The following is a 25727-nucleotide window of genomic DNA, read 5'->3' as shown; positions in this document are numbered from 1 at the left end:
AGGCATGCCGCCCGGTTTCACCCTCAGTGGGTGAACCGGGCGGCGATGCGCTTCAGGCTTCGTTGACCGCCGCCGCGGCCTGCCGTTCGAGCAGCGCCTCGACGAAGCGCTCACCGAACTGGTCCAGGTACTGGCGCTGCAGCAGGCACTCATGGGGCGCCTCGACATCAACCTGCACCAACTCACCGTCGATGTAGGGCAACCACAAGCCCGGTTGCTGCTCATCCTGGCGCAGGATATCGGTGGTGGCGCGAATGAACAGCAGGTCGCCCTTGTAACGTGCGTACTGGCAACGCCCCAACAATTCGAGCATCAGCTTGGAGTCGTCCACCAGCCGGGTCAGGAAGGCATCCCCGAGCTGCTGGCTGCCGAGCACTTCCTCCATGGCGCTCTTGAGCCCCTTGAGCCCGGCCCGTGGCGAACCCACGATGGCGCGGGTCATGCGGCTGATGATCATCGCATCGTCCAGCTTCAGCGACGCCGGCCCGCCCTGCAACGGATAGCTGTCGAACATGCACAGGAAGCTCACCTCATGCCCCTGGGCCTGCAGCATCGCGGCCATCAGCAGCGCCAGGTTGCCGCCCACCGACCAGCCCGCCAGTTGATAAGGGCCCTGGGGTTGCAGCGCGAGGATGCGTTGCAGGTACTCCCGCGCCAGCTCCTCCAACGAGCCGACCACCCGCTCCGGGTCGAGCAGGATCGGTGATTGCAAGGCATACAGCGGCTGGTCCTGCGGCAGGTACGCCAGCAGCCCCGCGTACGGCCAGGCGATGCCACCGCCGGGATGGATGCAGAACAGCGGCGGCCGCTGACCTTCGGTACGCAGCGCCAGCACGGCACTGAACGGGTCGCTGTAACCGTTGTTGCGCTGCAGGCGCTGGGCGAGCTGGCGAGGGGTCGGCGCGGCGAGAAAGTCGGCGATCCCCAAGGCGACACCGAACTGCTCGCGGATCCGGTTGACCAGTTGCAGGCCCAGCAGCGAATGCCCGCCCAAGTCGAAGAAGCTCTGGTTGGCGAACACCTCTGGGCAGTCGAGCGCTTCGGCGAACAGCACGCACATGGCGTGCTCCTCCGGGGTCTGGGCGGCACTCAGCTCGCAAGCTTCGGCCAATACAGGCTCCGGCAGGCGATCGACCGCGAGCTTGCCGTTGGGCGTCAGCGGGAAATGATCGACGCGCATGATCACGCTCGGAATCATGTGCTGGGGCAGATGCCGGCCAAGCGCTTGCTTCAGTTGCGCGCTGTCCAGGCGGGTATCTGTGCTGGCGACATAGGCGACGATGGCCGGCCCCTGGCGCAAATCACGCAGCAACACCGTGGCGTCGGTCACGCCGTTGCACCCCAGCAGCACGTTCTTGATCTCGTCCAGTTCGATGCGCAGGCCGCGCAACTTGACCTGGTTGTCCTGGCGGCCGAGGTAGTGGATACGCCCCTGGTGATCGAAGAACACCCGGTCTCCGGCGCGGTACATGGTGCCCTGAGGGTCGAGCAGGTCAGTGACGAACCCCTTGGCGGTGAGGTCCGGACGGTTGCGGTACCCCCGCGCCACGCCCGGGCCGCCAATGAGCAGATCACCCCAGCTGCCCGGCGGTAGCAGGCGCTGTTGGCTGTCGACCACGTACAGGCGGGTGTTGTCGGTGGCCGGGCCAATCGACAGGTCACCGCTACCGTAATGGGCGTTGATCGACGTGGCGAACGAGGTCTCGGTCGGCCCGTACACATTGAGCAAGCGGCAATGGGCGAAACGCGCCAGCAACGCCGGCGTGCACGGCTCGCCACCCAGCAGCAGCGTGGTGTCCTGGGGGAAGTCCTCGGTCTGGTGGCAGGCCAGCAGGCTCGGGGTCATTACCAGGAGGTCGATGGACGCCTGCCGGACCACCTTGGCCAGCGCCTTGCCCGGCGCGCTGGAAACCTTGTCGGTGATCACCAGCTGCGCACCGGCCAGCAGGGTCATCATGATCTCCAGCACCGACATGTCGAAACCAGCGGCAATGAACTGGAGTACCCGCGCCCCCGGCTGCAGGTGGGCCGCCTCGATGGCCGTGCGGGCGATCGGCACCAGGTTACGGTGGGTGACCTCGACGCCCTTGGGCTTGCCGGTGGAACCTGAGGTGTAGATCAGGTAGGCCGGCAGGTTGGCATCGAACGGCGCCAGCGCCTGTTCGGCCTGCGGCAGTTGCGCCAACGCTTCAGGGGTGAGCTGCAGCAGCTTGTCGGCGACGACCTCGACGGCGAGCTGGCTACCGGGCGCCACGATCACCCGCGCGGGGTCGGCATCAGCGAGGATGTGCTCGATGCGTGCCGGCGGCAAGTCGGGGTCTACCGGCACATAGCAGGCGCCGAGCTTGAACAATGCCACTGCCGCCACTACCCACTCGACGCTGCGCGAGAACATCACCACCACGCAATCGCCGGCCTTCACGCCTTGCGCTTGCAGGTGAGCGGCCAGGCGCGTGGCGTCGGCATCGAGTTCGGCGTAACGCAGGGAACGCCCGCCTTCACTCAACGCCACGCGGCCGGCGTGCTCGCGCACGGCACCCGCGAACGCGTCGGCGAACACCGGCAACGCCCCCTTGGCCACCGGCAGCGAATAGAAGCGCGCGTGTTCATCCTCCAGGAACAAGTCATAGTCCGCCGCGAGGGTGTCCGGTGCCTCGACGAAGCGCTCGAACAGCGCCACCAGGCGCTGGTAGTGCAGCGCCAGTGCGGCGTCCGGATACAGGTCGGCGTTGGCATTGAAGCCGATCTCCAGGCGCCCGTCCTGATGCCGGTCGAAGATATCGATGCCCAGGTGCTCGGCCGGCCCGTTGGCGTAGTTCTGGATCGTGGTGTCGCAGCCCTCGAAGCCTGGCCCTTGGTCGTAGGCGACGATATTAAGCAGGGTGTTGAACAACGGCTTGTTGCCCCGCTCGGTGTGCAGGTCGCGGATCATGCTTTCGCTGCGGTAGGTCTGGTGCAGCAGGTGATGGCGCAACTGGCGCTGGATGTTCGCAGCCACACTCAGTACCGTGCTCTGGGCCGTGAACGACAGGTGCAACGGCAGGATGTTGGCGACCATCGAGGGCAGCTCGCGCAACGCTTTGAGCTGGCGCGCGGCCACGGGCATGCCGACGGCCAATTCGGCCTGGCCGGTCATGCGGTGCAGGTAGGTGGCGCACAGCGCCAGCAGGATGCTCGACAGCCGCAACGACTGCTCGCCGGCCACCCGGCGCAGCTGCTGCACGGTCTCGCCCTGGAACACTTGGCGCAGGCGGTTGAGCGAAACCAGTGGCGCGTCGCCCGGCACCAGTTGGGTGGGCTCGGGCATCTTCAGGCAGTACTGACGCCAGTAGCCGCGGTCCTTGTCGTGCTGCGGGCTGTCGCGATAGGCCCGCTCGGCCTCGGCCACGCTGGCCAGCGGCGCATAACCATGGGGCGCCAGCTGTGCACCTCGGCTCAAGGCGTTGTAGTGCGCGGTGATGTTGCCAAACAGGATGCCATGGCCGAAGCCGTCCACCACCAGGTGCGAGGCCAGCTCGACCAGGCGATGGTGACGCGCGCCCAGGCGAACCACCACGTAGCGGGCCAGCGGCTCGCGCTGCAGGTCCATGTCGTGCCCCAGCAGGTGCTGTAGCAGCTCGCTGCAAGCCTGTTCCGGGGCGGCGCGGTCGCTGACGTCATGAAACTGGAAGGTCTTGGCCGGCAGCGTGTCGGTGGCGTGGATGCGCTGCATGTATTCGCCACTGCGCGGGTCGATCTCGAAATTGGCGCGCAGGGCGTCGGCCTGCAGCAACTGGCCATGAATGGCCGCCTCCAGCCACGCCAGGTTCAAGTCACCGCGCAAATCGATGACGTCACACAAGTGATAGTTGACGTTACGTCCGCTCTGGCTGATAGCGAGGCACACTTCCTGCTGGGCGCTACTGAGCGGGCAGCTGTATATCTGGAACATAAAGAATTTCCTTTTCTTTAGTGGCTTCCGGTTATCGACAGGCAACCGAGCGCCTGTCCACTTCATGGCTTGATGCCACTAGGACAGCGACAATCTCATTTAACTTTCGAGAAACACGAGATATACGCAGACGGGTGTTATTCTTGTATGACGCCAATCCATAGCGGCATCTTGCCACTCTACTAACGAATTAGTTTGTAACAAGTAGCGGCGGACTCTAGAGGATGCAGACACTGCTGTCAATTCACCTAAAAACCAGCAAAACCACCGAGATAGAGCGGCAAATATAGAGCAACAGTTCCAAAGCCATTCAATTGAAGCCACCCCAGAAGTCACCGGCACCCATCCGCATAATTTAGAATTAAAAGCCTAATTTCCTCATGCCAACGCATTGACAAAAAAACGACAACCACAACTAAACCTCATAAAGACACTGACCCAAGGCATAACACATACATAAATAATTCACCTGTTACTCACTTGAACAACTGGCATTATTTTGCCATCTCCGCGCAGCCTAATGCCTCGCGTACTCATGTAACAGCAACGTTAATTTTTCCGCCCCGCGCACATCCACTGAAACTCTCACCTGGCCCGGCCGGTCACATCCAGTGCATGCAATAAGGAATGCACTCTCAAGGAGACTGGACATGCCCTACCCCCTGACACTCACGCCCCCCCTGCGCTTGCTGACCCTGGCCAGCGCCCTGCTCGCCTGCGCGCCCCTGGCCAGTGCCGACGATGTCCTGCTGGTCGGCAACAAGGCCGACGCCAGCGTGTCGGCCCTGGACACCCGCAACGGCCAGGAGATGATCCGCCTGCCGGTCGGCACCGGCCCCCACGAAGTGGTGGTCAGCGGCAACGGCCTGCTGGCGGTGGTCGGCAACTACGGCGCCCAAGGCACGGCCAACAACAGCCTGAGCGTGATCGACTGGCCGACGCGCACGGTCATCCGCACCATCGACCTGGGCCAGGACGCCCGCCCTCACGGTATTCGCTTCCTGCCCGACAGCCAGCGCGTGGTAGTCACCACCGAAGCCAGCGAGCGCTTGCTGGTGGTCGACCTGGCCCAGGGCAAGGTGCTCGAGCGCATCGACGTCGGTGGCGGCAAGCCACACATGGTCGCGCTGTCGCCCGGTGCCGACCGCGCCTACGTCACCCATGTCGACAGCGGCACCCTGTCGGTGGTCGACCTGCTGCACAAAAAGAAGATCGCCGAGATCCCGACTGGCTCGGGCAGCGAGGGCGTGGCGGTCACCCCCAGTGGCAGCCAGGTGTGGGTCAGCAACCGTGGCGGCAACGAAGTAGTGATCGTCGATGCCCAGCGCCTGGAGGTCACCGACCGTATCCGCACCGGCCTGTTCCCGATCCGCGTCGCCATGACCCCGGATGGCAAGTATGCGTTGGTCACCTGTGCCAAGTCGGCGGAACTGGCCGTCATCGACGTGGCGGCCAAGAAAGAGATCAAGCGCATCGGCCTGGCCCGCGAGAGTGCCGAGTACCGCCGCACGATGCTCGGTGAAGAGGCGCTACCGATCGGGGCCGTGGTCTCGCCCGATGGTAAGCGGGTCTATGTGGCGATCAGCGGTGGCGACGAAGTCGCCGTTATCAGCACCGCCAACTGGACCGAGAAGGCGCGCTGGAAAGCCGGCCCCGAGCCGGATGCCCTGGCGATCGTGGTGCAGCCGAAGGAAGAGAGCTGAAAGCAAAAAAAGGCGCCTCGCAAGAGGCGCCAAAACATTCACCTTCAACCAAAGGAGCACGTGGGCTTCTCAAGGTGAACTCTGGTTGCGATCAGAGAATCGACAACGGGTACTCGACGATCACCCGCACCTCGTCAAGGTCCGACTCGAAGGCCGTGGCCCGGATCGTGGCCTGGCGCACGCGCAGCGACAGGTCCTTGGCCGCACCGGTCTGCACCACATACTTGACCTCGATGTCGCGTTCCCAGCGTTTCTGCTCGGTGAGCGGGTCGCCATTGTCGTCGCGGCGCATGTAGTAGGCGTTGGCGTGGCTGTAGTCGGCGTCGCTGCCACGGCCATAGCGGGTCATGAACGACAGCCCCGGCACACCATAGGCGGCCATGTTCAGGTCGTAGCGCAGCATCCACGAACGCTCCTTCGGCGAGTTGAAGTCGCTGTACTGGATGGAGTTGTCGAGGAAGATCGAGTCGGACTGGCGCAGGTAGTCGAAGTCGTTGTCGCCGTTGTTGCGCTGGTGGGTAAGCGCCAGGGTGTGGGCGCCGTAGCGCACCCCAAGCTTGGCGCTCCAGATGTCGTTGTCGAACTGCCCCAGGCGCTGACGCCCTTCGTCCCTGGCGTTGTAGATGTTGAAGCCGCCGATCAGCGCCAGTTGCTCCGACAGTGGCCAGGTCACGCTGGTGCCGGCGTAGTACTGGTTCCACACATCCTTCAGGCGGCTGCCGAACAGGCTCACGCTGACGTTCTCGTTGAGCGCGTAGTCGCCACCACCGTAGGCGATCCACGGCGAATCCACCGGGCCACCGTAGAAAGTCACGAAGCTGTCGCGCAGGTCGCTGGACACCGGCTGGCTCATGGCATGCAGGCGCCCGGCCTGCAGCGTCAGGCCCTGCAGGCTGGTGTTCTCCAGGGTGACGCCGCGAAAGCTTTCCGGCAGCAGGCGCGAGTCACCGGCCGCCACCACCGGGTTGGCCGGGAACACGTCACCCATCCGCAGCACGGTGTCGAACAGGCGCACCTTGGCCGCGCCGCCGACCTTGCTGTATTCGTCGCGAGCCTGGCCATCGCTGTCCACCGGCAGCACGTCGAACGAGCTGCGCCCGCCGTTGCGCCCGCCACCGGTGTCGAGCTTGAGCCCGAGCATGGCGAAGGCATCCACGCCGACCCCCACGCTGCCCTGGGTGAAACCGGATTCGAAGCGAGTGATGATGGCGTGGGCCCAGGCCTCGGAATAGCCGTTGTCGCTGGCCTTGCCGCGGTTGTAGGTGGGGCCCGGGCCATCGCGGTGGTCACGGTTGAAGTAGTAGTTGCGGTTGAGCACGCTCAGGCGGCTGCCCTCGATGAACCCTTCCTGCCGTTCTTCGGCGGCCCAGGCGGCCGGGCCGACCCCCACCAGCGCCACCAGCGCGGCCAGGGATAGTGTGGGACTGTTTGTCATCCGATGCTCCTTCGATTGCGGCTGTTCTTGTTGTCGGCCCTTGGCGCTGGAGCGTCCCTGGTCTGGCCAGATGCAGGCGCACCCAGCCCCTTCGGCCGAGGCTGATGCTCGCCGCCGGCGGATAACGGGAAGGTGATGGGAGCATTACAATCGCGTCATTCAAGGGGCGCACACAGCGGGCATGGCGCCCCTTGCAGATCTGTAACCCTGGCGTCATGCCGCTGTTGGTCGGCCCTCATTAGGGTGGGCTCCGAAACCACGGACCTTTCGGAGGCACCCCATGCAACGTCCGATCATCTGCGCCGCGCTGCTGGCGCTTTCCTTCACGGCCCAGGCCACCGGCTTTTCCGGGCAGCGCAACGAGCAGCTTTTCACGGACCACCAGCAGGCCGTGGCGGCCTACGCGGCGAAACGCGACAAGCCGATGCCCGAGATCGTCGACTATCGCTACGGCATGAAGCTGGATGTCGCCCGCTTCGTGCGCCAGTCGGGCGACCCGCGCACCTGCGAGGTGGTGCCGCGGCTGATGACCTTCGAAGACAGCCTGGGCACCCTGCGTACCGTGCGTTATGTGGTGCAGTCGCAGTGCATCAACAACAAGTAGGTCAGCCCTGGCTGGATACCCGGTCGAGCACCTGCAAGCGGTTGCGCCCGGTGCGCTCCTCGGCGGCGATAGCGCACGGTGCCGGGCATCGACAAGGCGATCAGCATGATCGCCATCGTGCCCTCCACCTGCGACACCTGGATGGCCAGCCCACGGGCGGCCGTCAGGTCGATCAACGTGCCCGGTACCAGGCCCGTGACAGGCGCGTCTCGGTAAAACGTGCCCCCAGCAGGACCAGCCAGTGGGCGCCGACCTGGTAAATCTCGGAATGATCGGAATCCACGCCGCTCCCACAGGGGCCGTGTCGAGACTACTGGGCAGGCAACGCCGCCACCGCATCGACTTCCACCAGCATGCCGTCCAGCGCCAGGCGCGGCACCGGGATCAACGTGCAGGTCGGCGTCATCCGCCCGCCCCAGGCCCGCTCGGCTTCGGCCACCCACTGGCGCAGGCGTTCCTCGGAGTGCTCGACCACCAGCAGCGTGAGCTTGAACACATCGGCCAGGCCCGCCCCCTTGGACGCCAGGGCGGTCTTCAGGTTGGCCAGGGCCTGCCGGGCCTGCTCGTCGAAATGCGCCGAGCGCTCGCCCTGGGCATCCTCCCCACCCTGCCCGGCGATATACAGCAAGCGGCTGCCGGCACGTACCTCGGCGACGTGGGAATAAGCATTGGCGCTGGGGTCGTAGAGGCCTTCCGGGTTGGACAGCTGGAACGCGCGTGGCTGTGTCATGGTATCGCTCCGTCGATGGAAAGAGCGGCCGAGTATCGAACCTCGGGTTAAGTCGAGGTCAAGCGCCAGTCCACCTTGTTCGCCTGCCGCCCCGCTGGCACAGTGACCGCCCTGCCCCTGGAGATCCGCCATGCCCTTCGCCCCCGAACTGCTTGCCCAGGCCCGCCACCTGGTGGTGTTCACCGGTGCAGGCGTGTCGGCCGAGAGCGGTATCGCCACGTTTCGCGACAAGCTCGATGGGCTGTGGGAGCGCTTCGACCCTGTGCAACTGGCCAGCGCCGACGGCTTTGCCGCGGACCCGGCGCTGGTCTGGGGCTGGTACGAGATGCGCCGTGCGGGCATCAGCCTGGCACGCCCCAACCCTGCGCACCAGGCCATCGCCAACCTGCAGGCCAGGCTACCGAAGGTCACCCTGGTGACGCAGAACGTCGACGACCTTCACGAGCGCGCAGGCAGCCGCGAAGTACTGCACTTGCACGGGCGACTGGATGCCTTTCGCTGCTTCAGTTGCGCGCAACCGGTCGGCAGTGCTTTGCCCCTGGCCGAAGGCGCCGAGCAAGGCCGACGTATCGAGCCACCGCGCTGCAATGCGTGTGGAGGCTACCTGCGGCCCGGCGTGGTCTGGTTCGGCGAGCAGTTGCCCGAACACACGCTGGATCAGGCCTTCGCGGCCGCCGAAGACTGCGACTTGCTGCTGGCGGTAGGCACCTCGGGGGTGGTGCAGCCTGCGGCGTCGATACCACGAGTAGCGTTGCAGGCCGGCGCGACGGTGGTGCATGTCAATCCGCAACCGGTGGTGGCCAGCCATCCGCGTGAGTTCACCCTGGCCGGTAAGGCCGGAGAATTATTGCCCAGATTGCTGGAGGAAGCCTTCAGTTGAACACGGCCTGTAGAAGCCGGCCTTGCCGGCGAACCAGGCGACGCGGTGGATGGCACCGGCCTTGCCGGTGTTCGCCGGCAAGGCCAGCTCCTACAGGTGCTCCAGGGCCGCCTTGAGTGCCGGGGCATCGGAAAACGCTTGGCGCTTCACCAGCACACCTTTGTCCAACGTCAACCACTGCACCTTGCCATCAGCCGCCGCATAACGGCTGGCGACCCGCCCTTCGCGATCCAGCATCACCCGGTAGCTGTAGTCACGCATCGCCGGTATGGCGAACAGCTTGCTGACCAGCGCCGGCATGCGCTGGATATCGGCGACGAACACCGCATCGCGCGCCTCCAGGTAGCCCTTGGGCTGCCCCGCCAACGCCGCCTTGACCAGCTTGGCGCCATCCATGTCCTGGGCTACCAGCAGGATGCGGGTGTCGGCCGACAGGCTGTAGGGCTGGTCGTATTGATCGAGCAAGGTCCAGGGCGCGAGCCTGTCCCCAGGCTCGACAGCTTGAGCCAGCAACGGGAGCAGGCTGAGCAACAGGGCGGCAACGTATTTCATGGTGATCGAGGTCCTGGGGGAGCGGACGCCCAGCATAGCCCAACGCGTACTCACCCGGTTGTCTTTCACCCCGCCCCGACGCACACTCATCTCCGCCAGCCAGGAAGCGGAGTCCGCAGTGCCCACGCCACGCCAGTTCAGCAAGAAGACCAGCACCAGCAACATGCTGCGGCTCAAGCCCACCGACGGCAGCGTCGAACGCCCCTACCAGGTCGCCTTCGTGCTGCTCGAACACTTCTCCATGGCCAGCTTCACCGTGGCCATGGACGTGCTGGTCACCGCCAACCTGCTGCGCGCCGAGCGCTTCGCCTTCACCCCGCTGTCGCTGGGCGGCGACCGGGTGCTCAGCGACCTGGGCCTGGAACTGGTCGCCACTCCCCTCGCCGCGAATACCCTGCACGGGCTCGACCTGCTGGTGATCTGCGGCGGCCTGCGCACCCCCCTCAAGTACCCCGAGCTCGACCGCCTGCTGTGTGATTGCGCCAGCCACGGCATGACGCTAGGTGGGCTGTGGAACGGCGCCTGGTTCCTCGGCCGCGCCGGGGTGCTCGACGACTATGGCTGCAGCGTCCACCCCGAGCAACGCGCCAGCCTGGCCGAATGCAGCCCGCAGACCCGCATCACCCCGGCCAGCTTCACCCTCGACCGCGACCGCCTCAGCGCCGCCAGCCCCAACGGCGCCATGGAGCTGATGCTCGGCCTGGTCCGCCGCCTGCACGGCGACGCCCTGGCCGAGGGGGTCGAGGAGATCCTGTCGTTCTCCGGCGCGCGCTATCGCCAGGTCGGCCCAGGGGCGAAGAAGTCCATGAGCCTGCACCTGCGCACCATCGTCGAGCTGATGGAGAACAACCTCGAGGAAACCCTGAGCCTGGACCAGCTGGCCGCCTACTCCGGCCGTTCGCGGCGGCAGATCGACCGCCTGTTCCAGGCCCAGCTCGGCACCTCGCCACGGCGCTACTACATGGAGTTGCGCATCACCAAGAGCCGGCGCCTGCTGCAGTACTCTGACCTGTCGGTGATGGAAGTCGCGGTAGCCTGTGGGTTCGTCTCGGTGTCGCACTTCAGCAAGTGCTACGCCGCTTACTTTGGTTATCCGCCCTCGCGGGAACAACGCCTCGGCGAGTAATCGTAGGCTTCACTGCACCAACTGGTTGATCTCGATGATCGGCATCAGCACCGCCATCACGATCAACAGCACCACCGCCCCCATCACCACGATCATCAGCGGCTCGAGCAAGGCCGTCATGCCCATCGCCCGCCGCTCGATATCCTTGGCCAGGCTGTCGGCCGCCCGGTCGAGCATCGGCGGCAGGTCGCCGGTCTTCTCACCGCTGGCGACCAGGTGGATGAGCAACGGCGGGAACACCTTGCCGACCGCCAGCGCCGAGGCCAGCCCCACACCCTCGCGCACCCGCGCCGTGGCCTCGCTGACGCACTGGTCGAGGCAGTCGTTGCCCAAGGTCTGGCGCGCCGCCTCCAATGCTCGCAGCAGCGGCACCCCGGCGCTGCCCAGGATCGCCAGGGTCGAGGCGAAGCGTGCCGTGTTCAAGCCCAGCACAAAGCGCCCGATCAATGGCAGCCGCAACACCCGCCTGTGCCAGGCCAAGCGCGGCCCTGGCGCCCTCAAGTAGACGCGCCAGCCCCACAACGCCCCGGCCAGCAGCGCGAAGCACAGCACGCCCCAGGCCCGCACGAAGTCGCTGGCCGCGAGCATGGCCAGGGTTAGCCCGGGCAGGTCCTGGCGCGCCTGGGTGAAGGCGCTGACCACCTGGGGCACCACGTAGCTGAGCAGGAAGATGACGATGCCCACCGACACCAGCCCGACCACCCCGGGGTAGATGAATGCCGTCATGATCTTGCCGCGCAGGGTGTTGCGCTCCTCGATGTAGTCGGCCAAACGCTCCATTACCCGCGCCAGGTCGCCGGACTCTTCGCCCGCCGCCACCAGGGCGCGGTAGATATCCGGAAAGTCCCGTGGCCGCTCGGCCAGCGCGTCGGCCAGGCGCATGCCGCTGCGCACATCGGCCCGCACCGCGCCCAGCACCTGGGCGATGTGCTTGCGCTCGGCCTGCTCCAGGGTCGCCCCCAGTGCCGCCTCCAGCGGCAGCCCGGCGGCCAGCAGGCTGGCCAGTTGGCGGGTCGCCCAGGCCAGGTCGCCATCGGACAGTTTCGGGCTGAACAGGCCACCGCCCTGCCCGGCCACGGCCTGGGGCTCCACCGCCAGGGCGGTCAGGCCCAGGGCACGCAATTGGGCCATCACCGCAGCCGGGCTGTCGGCCTCCAGCAGGCCACTGACCAGGCGGCCCTGGGCGTCGGCGGCTTCATAGCGATAGCGGTTCATCAGGCGTCCCGGGTGACACGCAGGATTTCTTCGAGGCAGGTGCTGCCATCGTCGACCCAGCGCTGGCCATCTTCGCGCAGGCTGAGCATGCCATTACGCCGGGCGGCGGCGCGCAGGGCCTGTTCGTCGGCGCCCTGGTGCACCAGGCTGCGCACCGCGTCGTCGACGCAGAACAGCTCATGGATGCCGGTGCGCCCACTGTAGCCGCAGTGGTTGCACTGGGCGCAGCCGACCGCGCGGTACTGCCCCGGTATCGCCGGGTCGGGCTCGCGGCAATGCGGGCACAACCGGCGCACCAGGCGCTGGGCCAGCACCCCGAGCAGCGCCGAGGCCAGCAGGAACGGCTCCACCCCCATGTCGACCAGGCGGTTGACCGCCGACACCGCGTCGTTGGTGTGCAGGGTGGCCAGCACCAGGTGCCCGGTCAACGACGCCTGCACGGCGATCTGCGCGGTCTCCAGGTCGCGAATCTCGCCGATCATGATCACGTCCGGGTCCTGGCGCAGGATCGCCCGCAGGGCCACGGCGAAGCTCATGTCAATGCGCGCGTTGACCTGGATCTGGCTGATCCCCGGCAGGTCGTACTCCACCGGGTCCTCGACGGTGAGGATGTTGCTGACGCTGGCGTCCAGCCGCGCCAGGGCGGCGTACAGGCTGGTGGTCTTGCCCGAGCCGGTGGGGCCAGTGACCAGGACGATGCCATGGGGCTGGCGGATCAGCTGGTCGAGCCGCGCCAGCAGCGCCGCGTCCATGCCCAGCGCCTCCAGGCGCAAGCGCCCGGCCTGCTTGTCGAGCAGGCGCATCACCACCCGCTCGCCATGCCCGGTGGGCACGGTGGACACACGGATATCGATGGGTCGCCCGGCCACCCGCAAGGCGATGCGGCCGTCCTGGGGCAGGCGTTTCTCGGCGATGTCCAGCTGCGCCATGATCTTGATCCGCGACACCAGCGCCCCGTGCAGCGCCTTGCGCGGCGAGACCACGTCACGCAGGGTGCCGTCGACCCGGTAGCGCACCAGGCAGTGGCTCTCGAAGGGCTCGATATGGATATCGCTGGCCTGGTCACGCGCGGCCTGGGTGAGCAAGGCGTTGATCATGCGGATCACCGGCGCGTCGTCCTGGGCTTCGAGCAGGTCGGTGACCTCGGGCATATCTTGCAACAGGCGGTCGAGGTCGACCTCGTTCTCCGCCGCCCCCACCACCGCCGCGGCGCTGCCGGTGTCGGCGTAGGCACTGACCAGCAACGCGTCCATCTGCGCGTCGCTGAGCGCCTCGACCGGTACCTGGCCAAAACGCCGTCGCACCTCCGCCACCGCCCACGCCGGGCTCGACGGGCAGCGCGCCAGGCGCGCGCCCTCATCGCCGCTGGCCTGCAGCACCAGGCGCTGGGCCTTGGCCCAGGCGTACGGCAACCGGCTCACCGGGCGACCTCGTCCACCGGCACCGCGCGGATCGACGCACGGGGCGCGCCCGGCGTGAGGCGCCTCTGGTCAGGTACCCCCTGCTCCACCGGCGGCAGCAACGGCATGTCCATGTCCGGCAGCGCCCACGAGTGCTCGGGCTTGAGGTTGCCCTGGGCGCGGCGGATGAAGTCGTAGCGGTTGCGGGTGATGCTGCGCCCGGCATTGGCGTCGCGCACGATGTAGGGCCGCAGGAACACCATCAGGTTGGTCTTGTTGCTGGCCCGGCGCTCGCTGCGAAACAGCGCGCCCACCCCCGGCAGGCTCGACAGCCACGGGATGCCCTCGTTGCTCTGGGTGTAGCCATCCTGCAGCAGGCCGCCGAGCACCATGATCTGGCCGTCGTCAAGCAGGATGCTGGTGTCGATGGCGCGCTTGTTGGTCACCGTGCCAGCGGCGCTGGAGGCGCGCTGGTCGACACTGCTGACCTCCTGGTAGACATCGAGCTTGACCGTGCCGCCCTCGGAGATCTGCGGGCGCACGTTCAGGCGCAAGCCCACCTCTTCACGCTGGATGGTCTGGAACGGGTTGTTGCTGTTGCCGCCGCCGTCGGTGACGTACTGGCCGCTGACGAAGGGAATGGTCTGGCCGACGAAGATGCTCGCCGCCTCGTTGTCCAGGGTCAGCAGGTTGGGCGTCGACAGCACGTTGCTGCCGCCCTTGCTCTTGAGGGCACGGGCCAGCACCTTGAGGTCGAGCACCTCGCCGATGCCGGGGATTTTCACCGTGCCGTCGACCACCCCCACCGACAGCCCGGGCGGCAGCACATCGATGCTGCTCGGGCCCTTGACCAGGCCGCTGCCGCCCAGGTTGGCGCCACCGAACAGGCCGTTCTTGCCCAGGTTGCCGGCCTGCCACTGGACACCGAATTCGTTGGCGTCGTCCTCACCTACCTCGACGATCAGGCTCTCCACCACCACCTGGGCGCGGCGTTGGTCGAGCTGGTCGATGACCTCGCGCAGGCTGCGATACAGCGGCTCTGGCGCGGAGATCAGCAAGGTGTTGGTGGTCTTGTCGGCCTGGATGGTCGCGCCGCCGGCGGAGAACGCGATGCCCTGGTCGTCTTGCTGCGTGCCGTTGCCGTAGCCATTGGGCGTGCTCGCGCCCGCTTGCCCAGTGCCCCGGCTCAGGCTGCCGGTGTTGCTGTTCTGCGACGCGCCACTGTTGCTGGCACTGCCATTCTTGTTATTGCCCCCTGTCAGCATGCCGCCACCGCTGAGCAGCGCTCGGGTGCCGTCGCTGGTGGCGTTGTCGTTCTCGCCGGTAAGCAGCCCGCGCAGGCTCTGGGCCAACTTGTCGGCCTGGGCGTTGCGCAGGTACACCACATGCAGATTGCCGGTGCTGTTCTGCGCGTTGTCGAGCTTGTAGATCAGGTCCCGCGCCAGCTGGGTGCGCTCGGGGCTGGACGAGCGGATCACCACGCTGTTCGAGCGCGGATCGCCCAGCACGCTGATCTTCTGCGTCGGGTCGGCGCCCTGGCTGTCGAGCAACTCGCCGACCATGCTGGCGATGTCGCTGGCAATGCCGTTGTGGATCGCCACCACGTCGGTGTCGAGGGCGCTGGGGATGTCGACGCGATCGAGGATCTGCGCCACCCGCTCGAGGTTCTCGGCGTAGTCGGTGACCACGAGGGTGTTGTTGCCGGGGTAGGCGTTGATCGGGTTGTCCGGCGAGACGATCGGGCGCAGCACCGGGATCAGGTTGACCGCGTTTTCGTACTGCAGGCGGAAGGTGCGAGTGACCATGCCGTTGCCCGCGTCGCGGTCGCCGCTCACCAGCGCGCCACCCAGCAGCTTGGCGTCGGCCTGGGGCACCACCTGGGCCACGCCGTTGACGTCGACCACGCTGAAACCCTGCATGCGCAGCGCCGCCAACAGCATGCCGTAGGCCTTGCTGGCCGGCACCTCGCCCTCGGAGACCAGGGTCAGCTGGCCCTTGACCCGTGGGTCGACCAAAAACTGCCGGCCCGTGGCCCGCGACAGACCACGCACCACCGCCTGGATATCAGCGTCGACGAAGTTCAGCTGCACCGGCTGGTCGCCCAGCGGGTTGCCGGCCATTGGCGCAGGCGCGCCACGGCTATGACGCTGGCCGACCCGTGGCGGCAGCTGGCGCACGGCCTGGCGCCCCCCGGCGCCGGCCTGGGTGTGCAGGTCCAGGGCGGTCGTGGAGCCGTCGACCTGGGCCAGGGGTTGGCCGAGTTCGCTGCTGGCCAGGGGCTTGTGCGGTGCCGGCGCGCTGGCGCAGGCGCTGAGCGCCAGGGCCAAGGCCAGGGGTGTGAACGGCAGTGCCCGAGAAAGAAAGCGTGGCGATCCAGTGCACGTCATGAAGGGTCCTTAGCGCCGTGCGCCTGATCCATGCGAAGGGTTCCGGAAAACGTCACCGGGCCGCTGTCGGCACCCGGGTCGCGGCGCAAGCTCAGTTGGCCGACGGTGAGCCCCAGGCGCGGGGGAATATGCTGCAACCAGGCCATGGCCGGTTCGGCTGGGGCTTGGCGCCAGGCCAGGTGCCAGCCGTCGCCCTCGGCGTCGAGTTGTGAATGCGCGCGCAGGCCGGCCTCGTCCAGGCTTTTGGCCAGGGCCCCGGCAAGGTCGGCCGGGCGTTGCCCGAGCAGGGCGTCCAGGGCCTGGGCCTGGCTGCGCAGCTTGGGGGTTTCGTTGTTCCAGTGCTCGATGCGGGCGAGCGCCGGCAATACCAGCACCTGCACACAGAAGAAGCTGCCCAGCACCGCGGTGGCCAGCGCCACTGCGCGCCGCTCGCGCGGGGCCAAGGCCTGCCAACGCTGCCGAGCCTGCCCATGCAGGCTGCTGATGCGCGCCTTAATCGACATGGGCCAGGGCCTCGTTCGCGGCACCGCCAGCGCGCAGTGTCCAGCCTTGTTCGCCGGCGCTGGCCTCGATACCCAGGGCGGCGAGTTGCGCCTGCCAGGCCGTGTCGGCGGGCATCTTGCGCCCCTCGGCCAAGGGCGTGATGCGCAGTTCACCGTCGGCGTAGTCCAGCGCTGCGACATTGCCAGCAAGAAACGGCATGGCCTTGCCTGCGCCGTCGAGCAATGCACTTAATCCGTCGCCCGTGGCACCCTGCCCGCCCTGCAGTTGCTGACGCGCCTGTTGCAGTGGGTTGAGCACCACCGGCAAGTGCGGGAACGCCGTGCGCACCTGGCTCACCATGCGCGCCCGCAGTTGCTCGCCTGCGCTGGCCAGTTGCATGGCATGCAGGTTCAAACCGAGGCACCAGACCAACGCCGCCGCACTCCACACCGCCACGGCCCGTCCCACATCCAAGGTGTGGGCCGGCCCCTGCAAGCCACCGCCCAGGTCCACCACCGGCCGATCCTGCGCAGGTTGCGTGAACACCCCTTGTGGCCGGACCCGCCCGCCCTGCAGCCATGCCTGCAACTGGGCCAGCTGAGCCAGCCCAAGCCAGGCGACCGCCACCTGGCCATCACCCTGGCGCGGCCCATGAGCGACATGAACCTGCCCGATATCGCCCAGCACCAGCCCCTGCACCGTGCAACGTACCGCAGCGCTCAAGCGCTTGCCCGTGAGCGGCGGCAAGGCCACGGCCAAGGCCAGGCTGTCGTCTTCGTGCAGATGCAAGCGCCAGGCAGCGCCCTTGGCGTCGCGCAGCAGCTGCGCACGCTCGGCGTTGCCCGTGGCCAAGGTGTGGCCCTGGCGATCACTCAGGCGAAAATCGAGGCTCGACGCGGGCCCAAGTTCGGCCAACGGTGGCAGTTGAACGTCCAGGCGCGTGTTCATGCGCCCACCCGCGTCCAGACCACATCCGGCAGCCGCCCTTCGCGCTGGCGTAGCAGCGCCTGCATGCGCAGCACCCGCTGCCCCTGGCGCGCCTGGCCATGCAGGCGGAACCAGTCGCTGTTGATCCCCACCCGCACATTGGCCTGCGCCAGTTGCGGCATGCGCAGGCGGTTGACGAAGTCGCCACGGTTGACGAACCAGCGCCCACCATCGCGCTCGGCCACCAGCGCGGCGGCCTGTTGCAACGACAATCCTGGCACCTGAGCGGCGAGCACCTCGGCGCTGGCGGTGTTGCCATTGACCCAGGTGAGCGCCGGCAACAGCGTGACGAACCGGCGCAGGCGCTGCATGGATTGGGTGTTCATGCCCTTGAGCGAAGCGAAGGCATCGAGACTGCCCGCCATCGGCTGCCTGGCCGGCAATGGCGTGCTGGCGCTAGCGGGCGACGTCAGGCGGCCACTGTCGAAACCAGCCTGTTGCGACGCCACCGGGGTGGCCGGTTGCCGGGGATAACTGTCGATCACCCGCTCGCTGATGGCCGAAGCCAACCGTGCATCGACACCGATCAGCCCACACAGCCGCTGGAAGGTCGCCAGCGCCTCGGCGTCGACCCGGCCATCGACTACCAGGTTGCGCAGGTTGAACTTGCCCTGCTCGTCCTCCAACTGCCCGCCGAATACCACATTGCCCGCGGCCATGTCCGGCAATGGCCGCGTCCACGGCTGGCCCGCACGCACCAGCGGATCGCGCTGGCGTTGCTCGGCCAGCAGCTGACGGCTCAGCTGCAGCCCCCCTTGCAATGCCCACTGCCCCTGCACCGCCAGTTGGCGGTTCTCCAGCTGCCGGGTCAGCAGGCCCTGGCGCTCGATCATCCCGGCGGCGATCACCGCCACCACCGCGGCGATCAGCAAGGCGCTGATCACCGCCATGCCGTCCTGGCGCGCCATGGCCGGTCACAACTGCCAGGAGCCGAGGTCGGCGTTCACCCCGTCGCCGCCGGCCTGGCCGTCGGCGCCCAGGGAAAACACATCGATCTCGCCGTTGGCGCCGGGGTTCAGGTACTGGTACGGGCGCCCCCACGGGTCGTTGGGCAGGCGGTCCAGGTAGGCGCGCCATTGACCTTCCTTGGCCTGGGCCGGCTTTTCCACCAGTACCTTCAGGCCCTGGTTCTGGTTCGGGTAGCCGCCGTTGTCCAGGCGGTAGAGCTTGAGCGCCTGCATCAGCCCGGCGATGTCCTGGCGCGCCGCCGTGGCGCGGGCCTGGTCGGGGCGGTCGAGCACCTTGGGCACCACCATCGCCGCGAGGATCCCGAGGATCACCACCACCACCATGATCTCGATCAGGGTGAAACCCTGCTGACGGAAACGGTGGCCTCTGGCGCTGCGACGGGCGATCTGCATCTCGGCATTCCTTGCGTGAGTTCGATTCGGGGGCCGATTGTGGCAAGCCGGTATGTCACGGATATTGAAAAAGCTCGGGAGTCGGCGTCGTCAAAGCGTCACCCAAGCGCTCTACAGTGCGGCTTTCCCTTGCCCGGAGCTCACCCCGTGCGCAACCGCCAGGCGGGTTTTACCCTGATCGAAGTGCTGGTGGCCTTGACCATCGTCGCGGTGGCCATGGCCGCTGCCGTGCGCGCGACCGGGCTGATGACCCAGGGGAATGGGTTGCTGCGGGACAAGTCGCTGGCGCTGCTGGCGGCCCAGGGGCGGTTGGCCGAGACGCGGTTGGAGGGCGACCCCAAGCCCGGACTGCGGCAGGTCGAGTGTGACCAGGGGCGGTTGCGGTTGCGTTGTGAGCAACGGGTGGTGCGCTTGGCGGGTGAAGGGGTGGAGGTGTCGGTGCAGGTGTTCGACCGGGAGCGGGAGGGAGGGGCGTTGGCGCGGTTGCAGACGGTGATGGTGGTGGGGGGCTGAGCGGTTTTGTGGTGGTGCGCAAATCGAGCGCCGCCCAGGCGGCGCATCGCGGATGAATCCGCTCCTACAGGTTTTGATTCGGGGCAGTCATGCCTGGGCCAGTCTGCGCTACCGGCCCCGATCCCACAGGGATCGCGTGGCCTTACCGCAATCTCGTAGGAGCCAGCCTTGCTGGCGAACACCGGCCAGGAGCGGTCAGCGCTACCGGCCCCGATCCCACAGGGATCGCGTGGCCTTACCGCAATCTCGTAGGAGCCAGCCTTGCTGGCGAACACCGGCCAGGAGCGGACAGCGCGGATCATACGTCATCATCGATGCCACCAGCGCTCATATCATTGCGCGTGATAATAACCTTCGCTCCGTTCGATTCGTTCCTCAAACGCAACACACTCAGACTCCGCCCACTACTAATACATTGGCGGAGTTCTCCATGGATCACTCACTCAAACCCTTGCGCTTCCCGCTCGCTGCCCTGGCAGTGGTGGTGCTCAGCGCTTGCGGTCGCACCCCCGACGCCGTGCAGGCTCCCGCCGCGCCCAAGGTCAGCGTAGCCAAGGTGATCGAGCAACCGATCAACGAGTGGGACGAGTTCACCGGCCGCCTCGAGGCGCCGGAAACCGTCGAGGTGCGCCCGCGGGTCTCCGGCCAGATCGACCTGGTGGCCTTCACCGAAGGCGCCCAGGTCAAGAAAGGCGACCTGCTGTTCCAGATCGACCCGCGCCCGTTCCAGGCTGAAGTCCGCCGCCTCGAAGCCCAGTTGCAACAAGCCAAGGCCACCGCCATCCGCAGCGCCAACGAAGCCCGCCGTGGCGAGCGCCTGCGCGACAGCAACGCCATCTCCGCGGAACTGGCCGAGTCGCGCACCAGCGCCGCCGCCGAGGCCCGCGCCGGGGTCGATGCAATCCAGGCACAGCTCGACCTGGCCCGCCTGAACCTGAGCTTCACCCGCGTCACCGCACCCATCAGCGGCCGCGTCAGCCGCGCCCAGTTCACCGCCGGCAACATCGTCAGCGCCGATGTCACACCGCTGACCAGCGTGGTCTCCACCGACAAGGTGTACGCCTACTTCGACGCCGACGAGCGCGTGTACCTCAAGTACAGCCAGCTCGCCCGCGACGGCCAGCGCGGCCAGAGCACCCCGGTGTACCTGGGCCTGACCAACGAAACCGGCAACCCGCACCTGGGCCAGATGAACTTCGTCGACAACCAGGTCAACCCGCGCACCGGCACCATCCGTGGCCGCGCCGTGTTCGACAACCGCGACGGCCAGTTCACCCCAGGCCTGTACGCGCGCCTGAAGCTGGTCGGCAGCGCCCAGTACGACGCCGTGCTGATCAACGACGAGGCGGTCGGCACTGACCTTGGTAAGAAGTTCGTGCTGGTGATGGACAAGGACAACAAGGCCACCTACCGCGCCGTGGAACTGGGGCCCAAGCTCGAAGGCCTGCGCATCGTGCGCAGCGGCCTGGACAAAGATGACCGCATCGTGGTCAAGGGCCTGCAGCGCGTGCGCCCAGGCTCGCCAGTCACCCCGCAAGAAACCCAGATGGCCAGCGAACAGACCCTCGCCGCCCTCGCCCAGCAGCGCCAGGCCCTCGAAGCCAGCAACCCGGCGCCGAAGGTAGCGGGTGCCAATGTCAAAGTCGCCAGCGCCCAAGCGCCACGCGGTTAAGGGACAACACCGATGAACTTCTCGAAATTCTTCATTACCCGGCCGATCTTCGCCGCGGTGCTGTCGCTGGTGCTGCTGATCGCGGGTTCGATCTCGCTGTTCCAGCTGCCGATCAGCGAATACCCCGAAGTGGTGCCGCCCACCGTGGTGGTGCGCGCCAACTTCCCCGGCGCCAACCCCAAGGTGATCGGCGAAACCGTCGCCGCGCCGCTGGAGCAGGCCATCACCGGTGTCGAGAACATGCTGTACATGTCCTCGCAATCCACCGCCGACGGCAAGCTGACCCTGACCATCACCTTCGCCCTGGGCACCGACCTGGACAACGCCCAGGTGCAGGTGCAGAACCGCGTGACCCGCACCCAGCCCAAGCTGCCGGAGGAAGTCACCCGTATCGGTATCACCGTCGACAAGGCCTCGCCCGACCTGACCATGGTCGTGCACCTGACCTCGCCGGACAACCGCTACGACATGCTCTACCTGTCCAACTACGCCATCCTCAACATCAAGGATGAACTGGCACGGCTGGGCGGCGTGGGTGACGTGCAGCTGTTCGGCATGGGCGACTACTCGCTGCGGGTGTGGCTCGACCCGAACAAGACCGCTTCGCGCAACCTGACCGCCAGTGATGTGGTGGCCGCCATTCGCGAGCAGAACCGCCAGGTCGCCGCCGGCCAACTGGGCGCCCCGCCCGCCCCGGGCTCGACCAGCTTCCAGCTGTCGATCAACACCCAGGGCCGCCTGGTCAACGAGGAAGAGTTCGAGAACATCATCATCCGTGCCGGCGCCAACGGCGAGATCACCCGCCTGAAGGACATCGCCCGGGTCGAGCTCGGCTCCAGCCAGTACGCCCTGCGTTCGCTGCTGAACAATCAGCCGGCCGTGGCCATCCCGATCTTCCAGCGCCCGGGCTCCAACGCCATCGAGATCTCCGACGAAGTGCGGGCGAAGATGGCCGAGCTTAAGAAAGAGTTCCCGGAAGGCATGGACTACAGCATTGTCTATGACCCGACCGTGTTCGTCCGTGGTTCCATCGAAGCGGTGGTGCACACCCTGTTCGAAGCGCTGATCCTGGTCGTACTAGTGGTGATCCTGTTCCTGCAGACCTGGCGCGCCTCGATCATCCCGCTGATGGCCGTGCCGGTCTCGCTGATCGGTACCTTCGCGGTGATGCACCTGTTCGGCTTCTCGCTCAACGCGCTGTCGTTGTTCGGCCTGGTGCTGGCCATCGGTATCGTGGTGGACGACGCCATCGTCGTGGTGGAGAACGTCGAACGCAATATCGGCCTGGGCCTGAAACCGCTCGAGGCCACGCAGAAGGCCATGAGCGAAGTGACCGGGCCAATCATCGCCACGGCATTGGTGCTGTGCGCCGTGTTCGTGCCGGCGGCGTTCATCTCGGGGCTTACCGGGCAGTTCTACAAGCAGTTCGCGCTGACCATCGCCATCTCCACCGTGATCTCGGCGTTCAACTCGCTGACCCTGTCGCCGGCCCTGGCCGCCGTGCTGCTGAAGGACCACCACGCGCCCAAGGACCGTTTCTCGCGGTTCCTGGAAAAACTGCTGGGCAGCTGGCTGTTCGCCCCGTTCAACCGCTTCTTCGACCGCGCCAGCCATGGCTATGTCGGCGGCGTGCGCCGGGTCATCCGCTCCAGCGGCATCGCCCTGTTCGTCTATGCCGGCTTGATGGGCCTGACCTACCTCGGTTTCTCGTCCACCCCGACCGGTTTCGTCCCGGCCCAGGACAAGCAGTACCTGGTGGCCTTCGCCCAACTGCCTGACGCCGCCAGCCTCGACCGTACCGAGGCGGTGATCAAGAAGATGAGCGAGATCGCCCTCAAGCAACCGGGCGTGGCCGATTCGGTGGCCTTCCCGGGCCTGTCGATCAACGGCTTCACCAACAGCCCGAACAGCGGCATCGTGTTCACCCCGCTCAAGCCGTTCGACGAGCGCAAGGACCCGAGCCAGTCGGCGCAGGCCATCGCCGCGGCGCTGAACGCCCAGTTCGCCGATATCCAGGACGCCTACATCGCGATCTTCCCGCCACCGCCGGTACAAGGCCTTGGCACCATCGGCGGCTTCCGCCTGCAGATCGAGGACCGTGGCAACCTGGGCTACGAAGCGCTGTACAAAGAAACCCAGAACATTATCGCCAAGAGCCGCAGTGTGCCGGAGCTGGCCGGCCTGTTCACCAGCTACCAGGTCAACGTGCCGCAGGTCGATGCCGCCATCGACCGGGAAAAGGCCAAGACCCATGGCGTGGCGATCAACGACATCTTCGACACCCTGCAGGTGTACCTGGGCTCGCTGTACACCAACGACTTCAACCGCTTTGGCCGCACCTACCAGGTCAACGTCCAGGCCGAGCAGCAGTTCCGCCTCGATGCCGAGCAGATCGGCCAGTTGAAGGTGCGCAACAACCTGGGCGAAATGATCCCGCTGGCGACCTTCCTCAAGGTCAGCGACACGTCGGGGCCTGACCGGGTGATGCACTACAACGGTTTCATCACCGCCGAGATCAACGGTGCCGCGGCCCCCGGCTACAGCTCCGGCCAGGCCGAGGCGGCAATCGAGAAACTGCTCAAGGAGGAACTGCCCAACGGCATGACCTTCGAGTGGACCGACCTGACCTACCAGCAGATCCTCTCGGGCAACACCGCGCTGTTTGTGTTCCCGCTCTGCGTGCTGCTGGCCTTCCTGGTGCTGGCCGCCCAGTACGAAAGCTGGAGCCTGCCGCTGGCGGTGATCCTGATCGTGCCGATGACCCTGCTGTCGGCCATCACCGGGGTGATCGTCTCGGGTGGCGACAACAACATCTTCACCCAGATCGGCTTGATCGTGCTGGTGGGCCTGGCGTGCAAGAACGCGATCCTGATCGTCGAGTTCGCCAAGGATGAACAAGCCAAGGGCCTCGACCCGCTGGCCGCCGTGCTGGAAGCCTGCCGCCTGCGGTTGCGGCCGATCCTGATGACCTCGATCGCCTTCATCATGGGCGTGGTGCCGCTGGTGTTCTCCTCCGGTGCCGGCTCGGAAATGCGTCACGCCATGGGTGTGGCGGTGTTCTCGGGGATGATCGGGGTGACCGTGTTCGGCCTGTTCCTGACCCCGGTGTTCTTCTTCCTGATCCGCCGTTTCGTCGAGCGTCGCCAGGCCCGCAAGGCCGAGCGCAGCGTCGCGCTGGAGAACCACGCATGAAGTTGCTCAAACCCCTGACCCCGAGCCTGCTGGCCCTGGCCCTGGCGGCCTGCGCGGTGGGCCCGGACTACAAGACACCGGACACCGCGCCGGCCAAGCTGGACAGCGGTGTTGCGGCCAAGGCCTTCGACCGCAGCCGCTTCGAGAGCGTGTGGTGGAAACAGTTCGACGACCCGGTGCTCAACCAGTTGGTGCAGGCATCGCTGGAGGGCAACCGTGACCTGCGCGTGGCGTTTGCCCGCCTGAAGGCGGCGCGGGCGATCCGCGAGGATGTGTCCAACGACCAGCTGCCGGTGGTCACCAGCCGCGCCAGCAGCGACCTGGGCAAGGGCCAGGTCCCGGGCCAGACCGAGCGCCGGGTCAACAGCGAACGCTACGACCTGGGCCTGGACATGGCCTGGGAGCTCGACCTGTTCGGCCGCATCCAGCGCCAGATCGAGGCCAGCGAAGCCCAGGAAGCCGCCGCCGAAGCCGACCTGCAGCAGTTGCAGGTCAGCCTGATCGCCGAGCTGGTCGACGCCTACGGCCAACTGCGCGGCGCCCAACTACGCGAGCAGATCGCCGTGGCCAACCTCAAGACCCAGCAGCAGTCGCGGGACATCACCGTGACCCTGCGTGACAGCGGGGTCGGCAACGAGCTCGATGTGGTGCGCGCCGATGCCCGTCTGGCGGGGGTCGAAGCCACCGTGCCGCAATTGCAGGCCGCGCAGGTGCGGGCGAAGAACCGCATCGCCACCCTGCTCGGCCAGCGCCCGGACGCCATGACCGTGGACCTTTCGCCCAAGGCCCTGCCGGCCATCGCCAAGGCCCTGCCGGTGGGCGACCCAGGCGAGCTGCTGCGCCGCCGCCCGGACATCCGCAGCGCCGAGCGCCAACTGGCGGCGGCCACGGCCAACGTGGGCGTGGCCACCGCCGACCTGTTCCCGCGGGTCAGCCTGAGCGGCTTCCTTGGCTTCACCGCCGCGCGCGGCTCGCAGATCGGCTCGGCGGCCTCCAACGCCTGGGCGCTGGGGCCGAGCATCACCTGGGCGGCGTTCGACCTGGGCAGCGTGCGCGCCCGCCTGCGCGGGGCCAAGGCCGACGCCGACGGTGCCCTGGCCAACTATGAGCAGCAGGTGCTGCTGGCCCTGGAAGAGTCGGCCAACGCCTTCAGCGACTACAGCAAGCGCCAGCAGCGCCTGCTGGCACTGATGCGCCAGAGCGAAGCCAGCCGCAAGGCGGCCGAACTGGCCTCGATTCGCTATCGCGAAGGGACGGTGGATTACCTGGTGCTGCTCGATGCCGAGCGTGAGCGGCTGAGCGCCGAGGACGCCCAGGCCCAGGGCGAGGTCGAGCTGTACAGCGGCATCGTGGCGATCTACAAGGCCCTGGGTGGCGGCTGGCAGCCGGAGGTGGTGGCCAGCGCGGGTTGATCGCGTCCCTGATCTGAAGACTCCTTTGGTTGGTTCCTCCCCCAACCGTTTGCCCCGATGGCCTTGGTCATCGGGGCTTTTTTATGGCTTTGAAGGGAGAATTGCAGCGACCATGAAACCGAGCGCCGCCCGCGCGGCGCATCG

Annotated in this window: 19 protein-coding genes and 1 pseudogene; 8 read left to right on the top strand and 12 right to left on the bottom strand. The window is 66.9% G+C overall.

The genetic code is table 11. The features are described 5' to 3' along the window. Positions 1–52: 52 nt before the first annotated feature. Positions 53–3931, bottom strand: coding sequence for an amino acid adenylation domain-containing protein (locus IM733_RS04795; RefSeq protein ID WP_248919775.1), 3879 nt, complete (start codon positions 3929–3931; stop codon positions 53–55). 650 nt (positions 3932–4581) lie between these two features. On the opposite strand from IM733_RS04795, the gene IM733_RS04790 reads away from it, so the two are divergent. Continuing rightward, positions 4582–5634, top strand: a complete 1053-nt coding sequence (locus IM733_RS04790; RefSeq protein ID WP_248919774.1) for a YncE family protein — start codon at positions 4582–4584, stop codon at positions 5632–5634. Positions 5635–5725: 91 nt separating this feature from the next. On the opposite strand, the gene IM733_RS04785 is transcribed toward IM733_RS04790, so the two are convergent. Next, positions 5726–7069 (bottom strand): OprD family porin, encoded by a 1344-nt coding sequence (locus IM733_RS04785; protein ID WP_248919773.1) that lies wholly within the window; start codon positions 7067–7069, stop codon positions 5726–5728. A 280-nt stretch (positions 7070–7349) separates the two neighbouring features. Here IM733_RS04785 and IM733_RS04780 point away from each other — a divergent pair, with 280 nt between their 5' ends. Further along, positions 7350–7673 (top strand): DUF2790 domain-containing protein, encoded by a 324-nt coding sequence (locus IM733_RS04780; RefSeq protein WP_248919772.1) that lies wholly within the window; start codon positions 7350–7352, stop codon positions 7671–7673. 62 nt (positions 7674–7735) lie between these two features. On the opposite strand, the pseudogene IM733_RS04775 reads toward IM733_RS04780, so the two are convergent. Then, a pseudogene (locus IM733_RS04775) lies at positions 7736–7903 on the bottom strand (GGDEF domain-containing protein); the annotation flags it as partial. A gap of 80 nt (positions 7904–7983) precedes the next feature. Further along, a complete protein-coding gene (locus tag IM733_RS04770) occupies positions 7984–8403 on the bottom strand; it encodes a RidA family protein (protein ID WP_248919771.1) in 420 nt (139 codons plus the stop codon). A gap of 130 nt (positions 8404–8533) precedes the next feature. Between IM733_RS04770 and IM733_RS04765 the strand changes: the two genes are divergently transcribed. Further along, positions 8534–9283, top strand: coding sequence for an SIR2 family NAD-dependent protein deacylase (locus tag IM733_RS04765; protein ID WP_248919770.1), 750 nt, complete (start codon positions 8534–8536; stop codon positions 9281–9283). A 90-nt stretch (positions 9284–9373) separates the two neighbouring features. Here the strand turns inward: IM733_RS04765 and IM733_RS04760 are convergent, their stop codons facing one another. After that, the gene (locus tag IM733_RS04760; protein ID WP_248919769.1) at positions 9374–9835 is read right to left on the bottom strand and encodes an FAD/FMN-containing dehydrogenase; all 462 of its coding nucleotides are present in this window, start codon (positions 9833–9835) and stop codon (positions 9374–9376) included. A 118-nt stretch (positions 9836–9953) separates the two neighbouring features. On the opposite strand from IM733_RS04760, the gene IM733_RS04755 reads away from it, so the two are divergent. Continuing rightward, entirely contained in the window at positions 9954–10961 is a 1008-nt protein-coding gene (locus IM733_RS04755; protein WP_248919768.1) for a GlxA family transcriptional regulator, read from the top strand. A gap of 9 nt (positions 10962–10970) precedes the next feature. Here IM733_RS04755 and gspF read toward each other — a convergent pair whose 3' ends face one another. The 7 genes from gspF to gspG are packed head-to-tail and all read right to left on the bottom strand — an operon-like array spanning position 10971 to position 18794. Next, positions 10971–12176 (bottom strand): type II secretion system inner membrane protein GspF, encoded by a 1206-nt coding sequence (gene gspF, locus IM733_RS04750; protein ID WP_248919767.1) that lies wholly within the window; start codon positions 12174–12176, stop codon positions 10971–10973. After that, the gene (gene gspE / locus IM733_RS04745) at positions 12176–13597 is read right to left on the bottom strand and encodes a type II secretion system ATPase GspE (protein ID WP_248919766.1); all 1422 of its coding nucleotides are present in this window, start codon (positions 13595–13597) and stop codon (positions 12176–12178) included. Before gspE ends, gspF begins: the two co-directional genes overlap by 1 nt. Continuing rightward, positions 13594–15963, bottom strand: a complete 2370-nt coding sequence (gene gspD, locus IM733_RS04740; RefSeq protein ID WP_248919765.1) for a type II secretion system secretin GspD — start codon at positions 15961–15963, stop codon at positions 13594–13596. The genes gspE and gspD overlap by 4 nt, the downstream gene beginning before the upstream one ends. Then, the gene (gspM, locus tag IM733_RS04735) at positions 15960–16466 is read right to left on the bottom strand and encodes a type II secretion system protein GspM (protein ID WP_248919764.1); all 507 of its coding nucleotides are present in this window, start codon (positions 16464–16466) and stop codon (positions 15960–15962) included. Before gspM ends, gspD begins: the two co-directional genes overlap by 4 nt. Then, positions 16456–17394 (bottom strand): type II secretion system protein GspL, encoded by a 939-nt coding sequence (gene gspL, locus IM733_RS04730; protein ID WP_248919763.1) that lies wholly within the window; start codon positions 17392–17394, stop codon positions 16456–16458. Before gspL ends, gspM begins: the two co-directional genes overlap by 11 nt. Next, complete coding sequence (gene gspK / locus IM733_RS04725; RefSeq protein ID WP_248919762.1) at positions 17391–18341, bottom strand: type II secretion system minor pseudopilin GspK; 951 nt, start codon at positions 18339–18341, stop codon at positions 17391–17393. Before gspK ends, gspL begins: the two co-directional genes overlap by 4 nt. A 6-nt stretch (positions 18342–18347) precedes the next feature. Beyond that, positions 18348–18794: a type II secretion system major pseudopilin GspG gene (gene gspG / locus IM733_RS04720; RefSeq protein ID WP_248919761.1), complete on the bottom strand. Its 447-nt coding sequence runs from the start codon at positions 18792–18794 to the stop codon at positions 18348–18350. 147 nt (positions 18795–18941) lie between these two features. Between gspG and gspI the strand changes: the two genes are divergently transcribed. The 4 genes from gspI (at position 18942) to IM733_RS04700 (ending at position 25583) form a co-directional block, all read left to right on the top strand. Beyond that, positions 18942–19307, top strand: coding sequence for a type II secretion system minor pseudopilin GspI (gene gspI / locus IM733_RS04715; protein WP_248919760.1), 366 nt, complete (start codon positions 18942–18944; stop codon positions 19305–19307). Between the two features lie 430 nt (positions 19308–19737). Continuing rightward, complete coding sequence (gene mexE / locus IM733_RS04710) at positions 19738–20979, top strand: multidrug efflux RND transporter periplasmic adaptor subunit MexE (protein WP_248919759.1); 1242 nt, start codon at positions 19738–19740, stop codon at positions 20977–20979. 12 nt (positions 20980–20991) lie between these two features. After that, the gene (locus IM733_RS04705; protein ID WP_248919758.1) at positions 20992–24171 is read left to right on the top strand and encodes an efflux RND transporter permease subunit; all 3180 of its coding nucleotides are present in this window, start codon (positions 20992–20994) and stop codon (positions 24169–24171) included. Next, positions 24168–25583, top strand: coding sequence for an efflux transporter outer membrane subunit (locus IM733_RS04700; RefSeq protein ID WP_248919757.1), 1416 nt, complete (start codon positions 24168–24170; stop codon positions 25581–25583). Before IM733_RS04705 ends, IM733_RS04700 begins: the two co-directional genes overlap by 4 nt. Positions 25584–25727: the final 144 nt, after the last annotated feature.

The sequence above is a fragment of the Pseudomonas entomophila genome, from assembly GCF_023277925.1.
Taxonomy (GTDB): domain Bacteria; phylum Pseudomonadota; class Gammaproteobacteria; order Pseudomonadales; family Pseudomonadaceae; genus Aquipseudomonas; species Aquipseudomonas entomophila_D.
Note: the sequence above shows the minus strand (reverse complement) of the source record. Positions and strands in the feature narration are given on the sequence as shown.